Here is a 13,351-nt window from a genome sequence, read left to right as displayed (position 1 = left end):
ATGTATGGACACCATGATAACGACACACCACTTGTTTGATATAGTAGTAACTATATCTATACATATTTTATTTGTTCAAGTGTCGCCCATATCATTCTAGGTGGCCACTTATTTATGAGGAATGGTATGAGATCACCACTGTTGTAATTTTTACTGTAACCTTTCATGTACAACAAATGGTTTTGTTGGTTTTTTAGCCGTTTCTTGTTGCTTTATTTTATCTATCCTGATGTCTTAATATGAATGCAGTAACAATTAAAATTGTTCCGTTGAACTTAACGTTTGTTATAAGGTTAAGTTTTAACGCTAAAAAGAATTACATCAAAAAAATATAGCAAAAGTCGCTTAAGAAGAAAGGTTAACACTATGGCAAAAGGCACAAAGTATATTTCAAGAGAACCTGATGAGCAGGGTTTTATACATTGGTCAGCAGAAGAGAATGTTATTTGGCAGGAATTGTTTGCTCGTCAATTGGCATGTATTAAAGGTAAAGCTTGTGATGAATATCATGAAGGTTTAGAAAAATTAAACTTACCAACAGACCGCATCCCTCAACTAGATGACGTGAGCAAGGTGCTAAAGGCTACAACCGGCTGGGAATGTTATCCAGTGCCGGCGTTAATCGGTTTTGGTGAATTTTTTAGACTACTTTCTGAAAAGAAATTCCCAGTTGCTACCTTTATTCGTAGTCGTGAAGAAATGGATTATTTACAAGAGCCAGATATTTTTCATGAAATCTTTGGTCATTGCCCGTTATTAACCAACCCGTCTTTTGCAAACTACACCGAAGCGTACGGAAAAATGGGCTTAAATGCGAGTAAAGAGCAACGGGTATTTTTAGCACGCTTATACTGGTTTACTATTGAATTTGGTTTACTAGATACGCCAAAAGGCTTACGTATATATGGTGGCGGTGTATTGTCTTCACCAGGGGAAACCGAGTACGCAATGAACAGTGCTAAGGCTGAACGTCAGCCATTTAATGTCTTAGATGTTTTAAGAACGCCTTATCGAATAGATATAATGCAACCAATTTATTACATGTTAACTAAGGTTTCTGATTTAGATGAAATTCGCAAGTTTGAAGTTGAAGATATCATGGAATTGGTTGCTAAAGCGCAAATGTTAGGTTTACACGATGCTAAATTTCCGACTAAACAAGCCAGTTAATGGTTTGGTTTATCGACACAACAATAAAGATTTACTCCCTTTAAATTATTTCAAATAAATATAAATATAAAAATACAAGGATAAATGATGACTGCACAATCCAGTAATAAATTAGCAAGTCAAGTATGTGAAGCTTGCCACGTCGATGCGCCTAAAGTAAGTGATGAAGAGCTTAAAGAGCTAATCGCATTAATTCCCGATTGGGTGCCTGAAGTACGTGATAATGTCATGATGCTCGAGCGTGAATACAAATTCAAAAACTATAAGTTAGCTTGGGCATTTGCCAATAAAGTATCTGAGTTGGCTGAAAGTGAATTCCATCACCCATCGGTTTTACTTGAATGGGGTAAAGTAACGGTCACTTGGTGGACTCACTCTATTGGTGGACTGCATAAAAATGACTTTATTTGTGCTGCTAAAACGGATCAGTTAGGCGAATAATTAATGTCATTAACACAATCACTTACAGGATCAATCTACATAGTGTAGTTATTACGTGAGAAATGTAGTGACAAAATAAAGTAACAACATTAATCAAAATACAACTTGGTCAATGTTGTGCTTTATTATCGTAAAAATTAGTTTACAATAGCCTTTTGTTAAATTCTACTTGTTAAATTTTAGAGTAAGGGCTTTGAATGCGTTTAGAAATTACTTGTCATGACCGTGTTGGCATGGGAGAAAAAGTATTAGGTATATTTGTCGAACATGGCATTAATGTGCGTGGTATTGAACTGATGCAGCCAGGGCGTATTTTTATTAATATACCTGATTTAGAATTTTCAGATTTACAAACTTTTATGCCACAATTGCGTTTGATTGAAGGGGTGGGAGATGTTAAAACAGCCCCTTACATGCCATCTGAACGTGAAAGAAACGAGCTGTCTACTTTAATCAAAACTTTCCCCGATCCTTTTATATCCATTGATAGAAAAGGCAATATCCGTATTGTAAATACCATCGTCTCAAACATTATTGGTGAAGGTGAAGAATCATTAATTGGTCAGCATGTTAGCTTATGGTTAAAAGGTTTTAATTTTAATCGCTGGTTAGATGCTAATGATGTTTTGGCGCAAACTCGACGTTTGAAGTTCCAAGGCGATGATTTTGTTGCTGATATTATGCCAATTCATGTTGCCGGTGAAGAAGACAGTCGCGTACTTGCTGGTGCTGTCTTGATTTTGAAATCTGAAGCACGGCTTGGCCAACAAATGAATGCATTCAAACAGCCTAATGAAAACACCTTTACCGGCATTCAGGCAAGCTCAAGTGCGATGCGAAAAGTAATACGTGAAGCTAAGCGTATGTCATCTCTGGACTCCTCAATTTTAATCATGGGCGAAACTGGTACAGGTAAAGAGCTACTTGCTAGAGCTTGTCATGGTGCTAGTGAGCGTGCAGAACATGCTTTTATGACCTTAAATTGTGCAGCCTTACCTGATGATGTAGCAGAGTCAGAATTATTTGGTGTTGGTGAAAAAGAACATGAGTCAAGTAAACGTGGCATTTTTGAGTTGGCAGATGGTGGTACAGTTTTCCTTGATGAAATTGGCGAAATGTCAGCTAAGCTACAGAGTAAGTTATTAAGGGTCATTCAAAACGGTAGTTTTAGGCGCGTCGATTCAGAGCAAGAAGTTACTGTCAATGTCCGTATCATTAGCTCAACCAACAAGGATTTGTTAAATCTTGTTTCAATCGGTGAGTTTAGAGAAGACCTTTACTATAGACTAAATGTTTTTGGGTTAACATTACCAGCTCTAAGAGAGCGTCGTAGTGATATTTTACCCTTAGCAGAGTTTTTTACTGTTAAAGCCGCACATCAAATCGGTCGTAATCATTTAAAAATTAGCGAAGATTGTCGTGATTTTATTGAGCACTACCCATGGCCAGGCAATATTCGTCAACTAGAAAACGTACTTACCCGTGCAGCTTCATTGCTTGAGGGGGAGGAAATTGAAACTAGTCACTTGGCGCTACCGGCCTATACCCGTGAACACGGTTATTTAGAGCAAGAGTTTGAAGGCACATTAGATGCCGCAGTAAAAAAATTCGAAGCTGATCTTTTACGTAAACTTTATCCTGCTTATCCAAGTACTAGACAGCTAGCTAAAAAACTTGGCCTCAGCCATACCGCGATTGCAAATAAATTACGTGAATACGATATTAATAAAAAAACAGTGAAAATATAACAATATAAGTAAGTTTGTAGGCTAAAGCTTCAGACATAGCAGTGTAATAATTGCCGTAAAGAAATTATTCCGTACTGTTTTAGCTAAGCTGCCGTGATAACTTGGCTGTCGGAGATAAAATTCGTACCATACTTTAAATATATCGATCAATATTACAGTTATAATTAAAAAGGTTTAACAATGAAATTAGCAACACTTAAAAATAATACTCGCGATGGCCAACTAGTCGTTGTTAGTCGCGCACTTGATAAAGCGGTTCTGGTAAATGATATTGCCGCAACTTTACAAGCTGCTATTGATAACTGGAGTGAGATTTCACCAAAATTAGCTGAGGTTTATCAATCGTTAAATAACAACGAAATCTCTGATACTTTAGCTTTTGAACAAAGTGAGTGTGAATCACCATTACCTCGTGCTTATCAATGGGCTGATGGTAGCGCATATGTTAACCATGTTGAATTAGTACGTAAGGCTAGAAATGCTGAAATGCCAGCAACATTCTGGACTGATCCTTTGATGTATCAAGGCGGCTCAGATGCGTTTATTGGTCCACGTGATGATATTTCAATTGCCAGTGAAGAATTTGGTATCGATTTTGAGTCAGAAGTTGCTGTTATCACTGATGATGTTCCTATGGGAAGTTCTCCAGAGCAAGCGGCAAGCCATATCAAGTTGTTAATGTTAGTAAATGATGTATCACTACGTAACTTGATTCCTGGTGAATTAGCTAAAGGTTTTGGCTTTTTCGCCTCTAAGCCTTCAAGCGCATTCTCTCCAGTTGCAATAACGCCGGATGAATTAGGTGATGCATGGGATGGTAAAAAATTACATTTACCGTTAACTACTCATTTAAATGAAAACTTATTTGGTCAGCCAAACTGTGGCGTCGATATGACTTTTGATTTTCCAACTATTGTTGCTCATGCGGCTAAAACACGTCCCTTATCAGCGGGCTGTGTTATTGGATCGGGTACTATTTCAAACTATGACCGCTCTGCAGGCTCAAGCTGCTTAGCAGAAATTCGTATGTTAGAAATAATTGCCGATGGTAAGCCATCTACGCCATTTATGAGTTTTGGTGATACTGTACGCATTGAAATGTTTGACAGTGAGGGCGCGAGTATTTTTGGCGCTATTGATCAAAAAGTTGTTGAATATAAAGCAAAGTAGTTAGTTGTAAGCTAACACCTCTGAACGACAAATAAAAAATAAACAGTAAATGCTAATTATCAGCCCTAAAGCTAACTAGAGAAGTTAACTTGGACAGGTAATTAGCATTTTTTTTAAATTATAATTACTAGAATAAGACCAACACTAATAAGTTAGTGATCAAGTATTAATGAGCTTAAATCTTCAAAAACAAGGCGCTTAATTGAGTAATAGTTGACTATTAGGATTGAAAGTAACGATGTTAATGGAATATTTAGTCCATTTAGAATGAACACATATTTATTGGTATAAGGAATACTATGAAACTTTATGGATACTGGCGCTCTACTGCTGCATACAGAGTACGAATTGCGCTGCATTTAAAAGAGGTTAACTTTGAATCTATCTCAGTGCATTTGGTTAAAAATGGCGGTGAACAACATAGTAAGGATTATAGTGAGCTTAACCCCAACCACTTAGTGCCAACGTTAGTGGACGGTGATTTTTCATTAAACCAATCTTTAGCTATTATTGACTACCTTGAACAGAGTAATACAAAACAAACTTTATACCCTAATGATGTAAAAACTAGGGCAAAAGTACAAGCTTTAGCTTTAGATATTGCTTGTGAGGTTCACCCCCTTAATAACTTACGAGTACAACAATATCTGACTAGCTCATTAAAAGTCGCTGATGAGGCGAAACAGCTATGGCTTGAACATTGGATGTCTATCGGTTTTAGTGCAATAGAAATGCAGTTAAAGACGAGTGCTGGGCAGTATTGCTTTGCAGACTCGGTTACTGTCGCAGATATTTGTTTAGTTGCGCAAGTATACAATGCTCATCGATTTAATGTTGATATGCAAGCTTACCCACTAATAAACCAAGTTGTTGAAAATTGTAATAAGTTACCTGCTTTTATCAAAGCACTGCCTGAGAACCAAGCCGACGCGCAGTAGAGGTTTCCTCCCTTGTTTCTTTTTGAGTGTGAATTATCTCTTCGTAGCTCTAACTAAACGTGGGCTATTATTGAGTTATTCATATTTGAAAACAAATAAAAACACAAAAAATTAAAAAAATGCGTTTTGATGGTTGCATCACAAAGCAAAAAGCGTTGCAATAAAGTTTACTTAGCATTTATAAAAGATAACTTTGGATAGCCATGGATAATTCAGAAGCAACACAGCCAGTCGAGCAGGGCGAAAATGAAAAAAAATCAGGCCCACTCATTATATTTATTGTTACCTTGGTATTAGTGGCTGTCGCTTTGTGGCAGTTTTCAGGAGGAAAAACTGAAAAACGTGCCATAGACACCAGTGAGCTGTTAAAACAAGAACCATTAGAGCTAGTTACTAAATCAATAGAGGTTGTGGAGGAGGGGAATAAGGTCGCTGAGGTATCACCTGAAGTACTTGTTATTGAAGAAAGCGAACTAGCAATTGAAGAAGTCGTTGTTGAGCCTGTTGTTATTGCCCCTCTACCAGTATTAGATGAAAGTGATAGCTGGGTGCAGGGAAAGTTACCTGAATTTACTTGGCGAAACGAGTTGTTATCATTGTTAATAACTGAAGATATTATTCGACGTTTTGTTGTTTTTACTGATAACTTTGCTCAAGGTCTATTAGCTTACGAACACAGTCCTTTTGTTCAGCCTAAAGTAAAGTTTTCTGTGGATGAGCAAGCAGTTAACCTTGATGGTGAACAGAATGTTTGGCAATGGAATAGCGAAACAAGTAAACGATTTGATTTATATGTCGATTTATTACGTTCTTTAGACAGTAGTACCTTAGTTAACGGCTACTTTGAAGCTAAACCACTAATTGATGAAGCATATAGCGAGTTAGGTTATGACGAAGACTTTACCTTTGCATTACAAGACGCGATAACACGAGTGCTGGATATGGAGTTACCTAAATCAGCATTGGACATTACTCGTACCAGTGTTATGTACAAATATAATGATCCTCAACTAGAAGCATTAGATGATAGTGATAAGCTGCTGTTACGCATCGGTAAAGAAAACCTGCTGATTATTAAATCTGTTTTGTTAGAAGTTAATGAGAAGTTAGCTTATAAAATGAATGAACAGAGTTAATTTATTGTAGAGGAGCTTGAAAAATAGGCAGTCAGTAAGGTTTTACTAACTTGTGCTTGCATCTATTAAAACGATTAGCGATAATTCGCGCCGCTTTAGTAACAAATTAGTTGTTAAAGCTTCTATGGTGACCCTTTCGGTCCCCTCGCAATGATACTCTGTGAACTCGGCCAGGTCCGGAAGGAAGCAACCGCAGCAGACGACTCATGTGCCGAGGTGTGGCTGATTGGGTTGCCACCCAATTCTACTCTCTTCATGAATACTCCACATCAGGAATGATCGCTATATCAAGTGTTACGTCTTTTCTACAAATATCTTTTGTATTCGATGTACATATACTGTTTGTAACTACCTTAATAAATTAATCTATAACAATTTATATACTCGATGTGAGAAAACTTTAAAATTACTCACTAATGTTCTCCAAGGCTCTATCTGAAGGGGGAGGGTAACAATGACGCTATTGACCCTGTAAGATGCCGTTAGGTTAAAGTAGTATACTGCTTGTGTTTCATCTCTTTAGCTCAGAAAGCTAGTTAAAACTGCTTTGATGAACAGGAGTATTGTAGTCACCAAAACAATAAAAATGTATTTTGGCTGAAACATAATCAAGTATTCTGAGCCTTGATTTATACTTTCATTCTCTTCTGGCTTATATCAAAACACCAGTAATTAATTAGAAACTATTGATTATTTAACGGACGTGAAAATTTACATTCGTTATACTCTATCGAGATATCTAAATAAGAGTTATTAATGAAGTTACCTCACGAGTTTTATCAATTACCCTTAGCTTTCGATGTAAAGCAATTACAAAAAGAAGTTTTAGCATTGGATGAATGTCAATGGATTGAACACCCAGACAGATTTAAAGGTAACGCTTCAATACCGTTGGTTTCAGTTAATGGTGAAATAAATAATGACTTTAATGGCCCTATGCAAGTTACGCAGTCATTAAATGATTTGCCTTATCATAAGCAAGTTATAGCCTCATTTGGTGAAATAATTGGCCGATCACGCTTAATGAGGTTAGCTCCTGGTTGTGAAGTCCCTATTCACAGTGATACTAATTATCATTGGTATAAGCGCGTAAGAATCCATATTCCCATCATTACAGATGAAAATGTGCTTTTTTACTGTGAGGATAAACATGTCAATATGGAGGTAGGTCAGGCATGGATTTTTGACTCATGGAAATACCACCGAGTACACAACGGTGGCAACACATTACGTGTGCACCTTGTCATAGATATTGCTGGCTCAAGTCGTTTTTGGAAATTACTTGAAAACTCTTATGTACCTTTTGATGTAAATGCTTCAGCAGACTTTAAAGCTCATTTCTTAGCATATGATTTGCATCACAGAACGACTATTCACACAGAAAAATTTAATACCCCTTTAGTGATGACTCCTGGTGAAATGGATGGCTTAATTAATGATGTATTTAATGATGCTTTGACTGTAAAAACGAATAGGGGTAGCGATATAAAATTATTAAAAGAAATAACTGATCAACTTAAGTATGACTGGCGTAGTTTATGGTCATTTTATGGTGAAAGTGAAGCAGGTTGGCCTAATTATCAAAAATTAAGGATGTTTATTCTTAAACAGGTGAACACCTTCGCAAGCGACTTCGTTGCTGGGAATAGCGCACCTATCAAAGAAATATTTATATATTGTATTCTTATGCCAGCATTGAATGTAGAAATGGCTGAGCAGATAAAGTAATGCTTATTGGGTAATAAAAATGACTTTATTAGAGCTGTTGTACCTTTTATCTTGAGATTGACTCATTAGGGGAATGGCTAAAACTTTTATGTAAATAGGTTAGTTATATAAAGTCTATTTAGCAACAACTACAACGTAATTGGCTGATGAATAAAGCAACTTTAGGTTTAGTCGTCGTAAGTTTTATTCTGCTTTGGAGTTATATTTAAATTCAACCATTGCTGAATGCTGAAACATTGATATAGAGGATGCCACTGTTTGAATGCAGAACATAAATTAACCAATTCGCTATTAAGATATATATCTTGCCCAGCAGTGCTCATTCAATGTTGATTCTTTAAAAAATGATACAGACCCCATTAAACTTTGTGTTAAATATTATTTTTTACATGGCTGATTTGGCTATCAGCCAATCCTTACTGAATAATATTAACTTGTTCGGTTTACATCCATAAATGCCAGGGCTTTAGCGATAGCTTTTTTCACCTTGCTTTCCATATCGAAACGCTCTGAGGGAGGTAAGTAGAAAGCCATATCTACTTCATGACGGATATAACGAGTTGGTAATTGATTTAATACCACGCAGGTTAAATCAGCAATGAAATCTACATCATATTTGTCATCGAACTTTGCCGCAGCAAAGTGTTGCATAACTAACTTTTCATAATAGTTATGGATATCATCTGAAATTTTCATAAAACCTCTTGATAAGTGATTACGGCAGTAAAACCTTATACAGAGAGTAACCTGAGTTATAACAAAATGCTAATATATAAAGTGAATATTTCATTGTTATCTAAGGTTATTTTTCTCCGCTCGCTTGATGTTTTGCTCAATTGAAGAAATAGCTTTTCGGCAACGACCTAGGCGTTGATGTAAAGCCAGTACCTCGTGTGAAAGCTTATCCGTGTTGGCATGTCTAGATTGAATACGTTGTTGCTCTCGTTCAGTTATCATCGCCATAAGCCGCCTTTCAAATTCGTGGTGCTCATTGAGCTGTTGATACAGTTGGTGACTGGTCAGTAATACTGATTTTGTCATTTTATTATAATTGTCATTTTGCTTAAGTTGGGCCGCTTTAGCCGAATTGATTCGGACCTTTTTTCTTGCATTAAAACTTACTTGAGCTGCTTGATGCATGGTTTGATTTGACTGAATAGCATTCATCAATGCTGATATTTGCTGCTCTATTTGTTGTAATGATGATTTGGCAAATTCAGCTTTAGTCGCATTATCCGTACTTAGACGATATAACCTGGAGAATTCATCTAATCTTTTTTTTATTTCATCAGCATAAAGTGAAAATTGATCACTTTCAGTTGAAAATAAGTGCTGTGAGAAGAGGTTGTTGTTTTCAACAAGACGATGTGATTTATGCTTTCGATTCGCTTGATCGATATTTTTAGATTGCAAAGACAAGTGTTCAAGCAGTGTTGATAAACGTTGAATAGCAATAATATGTCGGTTGTTGTGCATATAATGAGCAGTATGTTGTCTGAGGGGGAATTATAACGCATTGCAGAGAAAACCTAAACAGTATCGAAGGCTTATGTAAACTAGCATCAGCAGTGAGAAGTGAAAATTGTCATTTTAGATAAATCGATAATTCGTAACTATAATTGTACAAGCTGTGTTTTTATTAGTCTAATTCATTGATTTTTTTGGTTAAAAAATAAAAAAAAATGCTGTTTGTTTATTGAGCTATCTATTTCTGATAAATTACATGTTTACTTAAGTTGTTGTAAAGTGTATTGAAAAAAGCAAATGTAACGATACTGTTAATGGATTTATGGTGTTTTTTACATAATATTTTCAAATAAAAAATGTATATTATATATCTAATTGTGCTGGCTGGTTTTTTTAATAAAAACAATGGTGTAGCGTGTTCTTGTTAGGTTTGTTTGCTACTGCGAAAGTGTGTCCGAATGTGTCCATATGTTAAAAAGATTAGTATTTGGTTGCAATTGGTGTTGACGATTCCTGTTATTCCCGTTTACTATCTTAACCGACAGATCAGGTCTATGACTTGAAAAAGATGAACAAGGCAGCATAGCTTTGAGTCTTTTAAAATAAAAACAAACAAACAAATAAACAACCAAATCACCAATGTGATCCAGGGAGTAAACATGTATAACAATAGTAAAGTAGCTAAAGCCATCCGTTTAGCGATGATGTTTGGTGCTGGCGCTGCAGCAGCAATTTCGGCCCCAACTTTTGCAGCCGAAGAAGGCGCTGATGAAGTAGAGAAAATTCAAGTTACCGGTTCACGTATTAAACGTGCTGACATGGAAACTTCAAGCCCTATGTCGGTAACAAGTGCAGAAGACATCAAAGTTTCTGGTTTTACCCGTGTTGAAGATATGTTAAACACGTTACCGCAAATTGAAGCATCATCTACAGCTTTTGAAGCTAACGGTGCTACTGGTCGTGGTGGTTTAGACCTACGTGGTTTAGGCTCTCACCGTACACTAGTACTAGTTAACGGTCGTCGTATGCAACCAGGTGGTGGTTCATCAGGTTCTGCAGATGTTAACAGCATTCCTGGCGCTCTTGTTAAACGTGTTGAAGTAATGACTGGTGGTGGTGCTTCTGTATACGGTTCAGATGCTATTGCTGGTGTTGTTAACTTTGTAATGGATACTGACTTTGAAGGTATCCGAATAGATGTTATTGCTGGTGGTTATCAGCACAACAACGATAACAAGTACATTCAGGGTTTGATGGATAAAAGAGACTTTGAATATGAGACAGGTCAATCTGACATCGAAGGTAAAAACTACGGTTTAGAAATTACTATGGGTGGTGATTTTGCCGATGGTAAAGGCCATGCAACATCATATGCTACATGGAAACGCAATGATGAAATGAAGTTTGGTACACGTGATTATACCTCTTGTGCACTTAACGCAACAGGGACAGGGTGTGGTGGTTCTGGTAACGCAGTAGTACCTAACTTTTACTTAAGCCCTGTTGGTGCTGATGGTCATTTTGATTGGGATAACTATGAATACCTAACATTAACACCAGATAGCAACTTTACACCGTCTGTAGGTAACGTATATAACTATAATCCAGTTAACTTCTTCATGCGTCCAGATGAAAGGTTCTCACTTGGTTCATTTGTAAACTATGAAATTAATGACCATGTACAACCATACATGGAATTCATGTATATGCGTGACCAAACTAAAGGTCAAATCGCTGAATCAGGTACATTCTTCAATGAAGAATATAATATCGATTATGATAGCCCGCTAATTAGTGATGCTCAACGTCAATACATGACTGACGCATTTGGTATTATGCCAGGCGAGGAATTCTCAACTTACATTGGTAAACGTAATGTTGAAGGTGGTGCGCGTGCAAGTATTATTCAGCATGACTCATTCCGCATTGTATTAGGTTCTGAAGGTGAAATTAACGATAATTGGACTTACGATACTTCAATCCAAGTAGGTTCTACCACTGTAGGCACACAGTACATTAATGATTTCTTCGCACCACGTATTACTACAGCATTAAGTGCTAACGGTGAAAGTTGTGCTGATACTACAGATTGTGTTCCTTATGAAGTATTTGCTTACCAGGGTATAACGCCTGATGCAGCTTCTACATTAACAGGTGTTGCCGCTCAAGCGCAGTATTCTGATCAATTTATCTTTAGTGCTTATGTTACTGGTGAAATAGATGTAACTTCACCATTTGCAGATACACCAATCGCTGTGGTAATTGGTACTGAGTACAGAAAAGAAGACTATGAGCGTGTTGTAGATGAAGTTTACGACAAAGGTTTGTTATTAGGCCAAGGTGGCCCAACACATGCGCTTTCAGGTGGTTACTCAGTTCGTGAGCTTTATGGTGAAGCAAGTATTCCATTAGTTGAAGACGCAGAATTTGCTGAGTCTTTAATTATGGAAGTTGGTTACCGTTACTCTGATTACAGTACTACAGGTGATGAACCAACGTATAAGATCGCATTTGATTGGACGCCAATGGATGATTGGAAAGTTCGTGCCAGCTATAACCGCGCGGCTCGTGCGCCAAATATTGGTGAAATGTTCGCCAACCAAGGTTTAGGTTTATGGACTGGTACTGATCCATGTGCGACTGCAACTCCTGAATTTTCACAAGAACAGTGTGCTAATACCGGTGTTACAGCAGCTCAATACGGTAATGTAGTAAAAAGCCCAGCAGGACAATATAACGGCCTTTATGGTGGTAACCCTGATTTATCACCTGAAATTGCAGATACTTTAACATTAGGACTTGTTGGTCAAATCACCGATGAAATCGATTTCTCCATTGATTACTGGACAATTGATATTGAAGAAGTGATTGGAACGATTGATGAAGATGTAACATTAGAGCAATGTGCCAATTCAGGTGATGCTGCTTACTGTGATAATATTACACGTAACAATGCCGGTAGTCTTTGGACAGGTCAGCAAGGTTTTATCACTGCAACAAATATCAACCTTGCAAGTCGTGCATGGGAAGGTATTGATGTAACTGCTGGTTATAACACTGACTTATTTGGTAATTCTTTCAGCGCAACATTTATGGGTACTCAAATGTTAACTAAAGAATATGAGCCATTACCAGGTGATCCTGACGCAATCTATGACTGTGCAGGTTCTATCAGTGCTAAATGTTTCCCACAACCAAGTTGGAGACATGTTGTTAATGTTAATTACGACTTAGATGACTGGGGATTCAATGCTAAATGGCGCTACAACAGCTCAGTTAGCAATGATGACTGGAAGCTTGATGATAGTGGTGTTCCAAAAGCGGGCAATGATTTATTAGTTCGTGAAGACCTTGGCTCTGAAAGCTATATTGATTTATCAGTACGTTATACTGTTAATGAAAACTTAGTAACACGTCTTGGTGTGAACAACGTTTTAGATAGAGAGCCACCAATGACTGGTAACACAATGGACCCAGGTGCATTTTATGACCAACTTGGTCGTTACATTCACATGTCGGTTTCTTTAAACTTCTAGTCTAAACTAGTAGGTTA

At 37.1% G+C, this 13,351-nt stretch carries 10 protein-coding genes and 1 other RNA gene; 9 read left to right on the top strand and 2 right to left on the bottom strand.

What is annotated here, in order from left to right:
• Positions 1-366: 366 nt before the first annotated feature.
• The 8 genes from phhA to GAB14E_RS16745 all read left to right on the top strand — a co-directional run bounded on the left by phhA (position 367) and on the right by GAB14E_RS16745 (position 8,331).
• Entirely contained in the window at positions 367-1,170 is an 804-nt protein-coding gene (gene phhA / locus GAB14E_RS16715) for a phenylalanine 4-monooxygenase (protein ID WP_033081280.1), read from the top strand.
• Positions 1,171-1,257: 87 nt separating this feature from the next.
• The gene (locus GAB14E_RS16720) at positions 1,258-1,611 is read left to right on the top strand and encodes a 4a-hydroxytetrahydrobiopterin dehydratase (protein ID WP_033081279.1); all 354 of its coding nucleotides are present in this window, start codon (positions 1,258-1,260) and stop codon (positions 1,609-1,611) included.
• A 197-nt stretch (positions 1,612-1,808) separates the two neighbouring features.
• Complete coding sequence (gene tyrR / locus GAB14E_RS16725) at positions 1,809-3,359, top strand: transcriptional regulator TyrR (RefSeq protein WP_033081278.1); 1,551 nt, start codon at positions 1,809-1,811, stop codon at positions 3,357-3,359.
• Positions 3,360-3,539: 180 nt separating this feature from the next.
• The gene (locus GAB14E_RS16730) at positions 3,540-4,529 is read left to right on the top strand and encodes a fumarylacetoacetate hydrolase family protein (protein ID WP_033081277.1); all 990 of its coding nucleotides are present in this window, start codon (positions 3,540-3,542) and stop codon (positions 4,527-4,529) included.
• Positions 4,530-4,828: 299 nt separating this feature from the next.
• A complete protein-coding gene (maiA, locus tag GAB14E_RS16735) occupies positions 4,829-5,467 on the top strand; it encodes a maleylacetoacetate isomerase (RefSeq protein WP_033081276.1) in 639 nt (212 codons plus the stop codon).
• Positions 5,468-5,670: 203 nt separating this feature from the next.
• Positions 5,671-6,603: a DUF3014 domain-containing protein gene (locus GAB14E_RS16740; RefSeq protein WP_033081275.1), complete on the top strand. Its 933-nt coding sequence runs from the start codon at positions 5,671-5,673 to the stop codon at positions 6,601-6,603.
• Between the two features lie 134 nt (positions 6,604-6,737).
• Positions 6,738-6,834: signal recognition particle sRNA small type (gene ffs / locus GAB14E_RS24460), an RNA gene on the top strand.
• A 525-nt stretch (positions 6,835-7,359) separates the two neighbouring features.
• On the top strand, positions 7,360-8,331 hold the full coding sequence (locus tag GAB14E_RS16745; RefSeq protein WP_033081274.1) for an aspartyl/asparaginyl beta-hydroxylase domain-containing protein: 972 nt from the start codon (positions 7,360-7,362) through the stop codon (positions 8,329-8,331).
• A 429-nt stretch (positions 8,332-8,760) separates the two neighbouring features.
• Here the strand turns inward: GAB14E_RS16745 and GAB14E_RS16750 are convergent, their stop codons facing one another.
• Both GAB14E_RS16750 and priC read right to left on the bottom strand, forming a co-directional pair.
• Positions 8,761-9,027, bottom strand: a complete 267-nt coding sequence (locus tag GAB14E_RS16750; protein WP_033081273.1) for a late competence development ComFB family protein — start codon at positions 9,025-9,027, stop codon at positions 8,761-8,763.
• A 96-nt stretch (positions 9,028-9,123) separates the two neighbouring features.
• The gene (gene priC, locus GAB14E_RS16755) at positions 9,124-9,807 is read right to left on the bottom strand and encodes a primosomal replication protein PriC (RefSeq protein WP_033081272.1); all 684 of its coding nucleotides are present in this window, start codon (positions 9,805-9,807) and stop codon (positions 9,124-9,126) included.
• 650 nt (positions 9,808-10,457) lie between these two features.
• On the opposite strand from priC, the gene GAB14E_RS16760 reads away from it, so the two are divergent.
• A complete protein-coding gene (locus GAB14E_RS16760; RefSeq protein WP_033081271.1) occupies positions 10,458-13,334 on the top strand; it encodes a TonB-dependent receptor domain-containing protein in 2,877 nt (958 codons plus the stop codon).
• The last annotated feature ends 17 nt before the right edge of the window (positions 13,335-13,351 follow it).

Origin of the sequence: Colwellia psychrerythraea (genome assembly GCF_000764185.1) — a bacterium.
Taxonomy (GTDB): Bacteria; Pseudomonadota; Gammaproteobacteria; order Enterobacterales; family Alteromonadaceae; genus Colwellia; species Colwellia psychrerythraea_B.
The sequence above is the reverse complement of the archived record's forward strand: the minus strand, read 5'-3'. Positions and strand labels throughout refer to the sequence as shown.

Coding starts and splice junctions, on each gene's coding strand:
- GAB14E_RS16760 (WP_033081271.1), top strand. CDS start 10,458: ATGTATAACAATAGTAAAGTAGCTAAAGCCATCCGTTTAGCGATGATG.
- GAB14E_RS16750 (WP_033081273.1), bottom strand. CDS start 9,027: ATGAAAATTTCAGATGATATCCATAACTATTATGAAAAGTTAGTTATG.
- GAB14E_RS16720 (WP_033081279.1), top strand. CDS start 1,258: ATGACTGCACAATCCAGTAATAAATTAGCAAGTCAAGTATGTGAAGCT.
- GAB14E_RS16740 (WP_033081275.1), top strand. CDS start 5,671: ATGGATAATTCAGAAGCAACACAGCCAGTCGAGCAGGGCGAAAATGAA.
- tyrR (WP_033081278.1), top strand. CDS start 1,809: ATGCGTTTAGAAATTACTTGTCATGACCGTGTTGGCATGGGAGAAAAA.
- GAB14E_RS16745 (WP_033081274.1), top strand. CDS start 7,360: ATGAAGTTACCTCACGAGTTTTATCAATTACCCTTAGCTTTCGATGTA.
- GAB14E_RS16730 (WP_033081277.1), top strand. CDS start 3,540: ATGAAATTAGCAACACTTAAAAATAATACTCGCGATGGCCAACTAGTC.
- priC (WP_033081272.1), bottom strand. CDS start 9,807: ATGCACAACAACCGACATATTATTGCTATTCAACGTTTATCAACACTG.
- maiA (WP_033081276.1), top strand. CDS start 4,829: ATGAAACTTTATGGATACTGGCGCTCTACTGCTGCATACAGAGTACGA.
- phhA (WP_033081280.1), top strand. CDS start 367: ATGGCAAAAGGCACAAAGTATATTTCAAGAGAACCTGATGAGCAGGGT.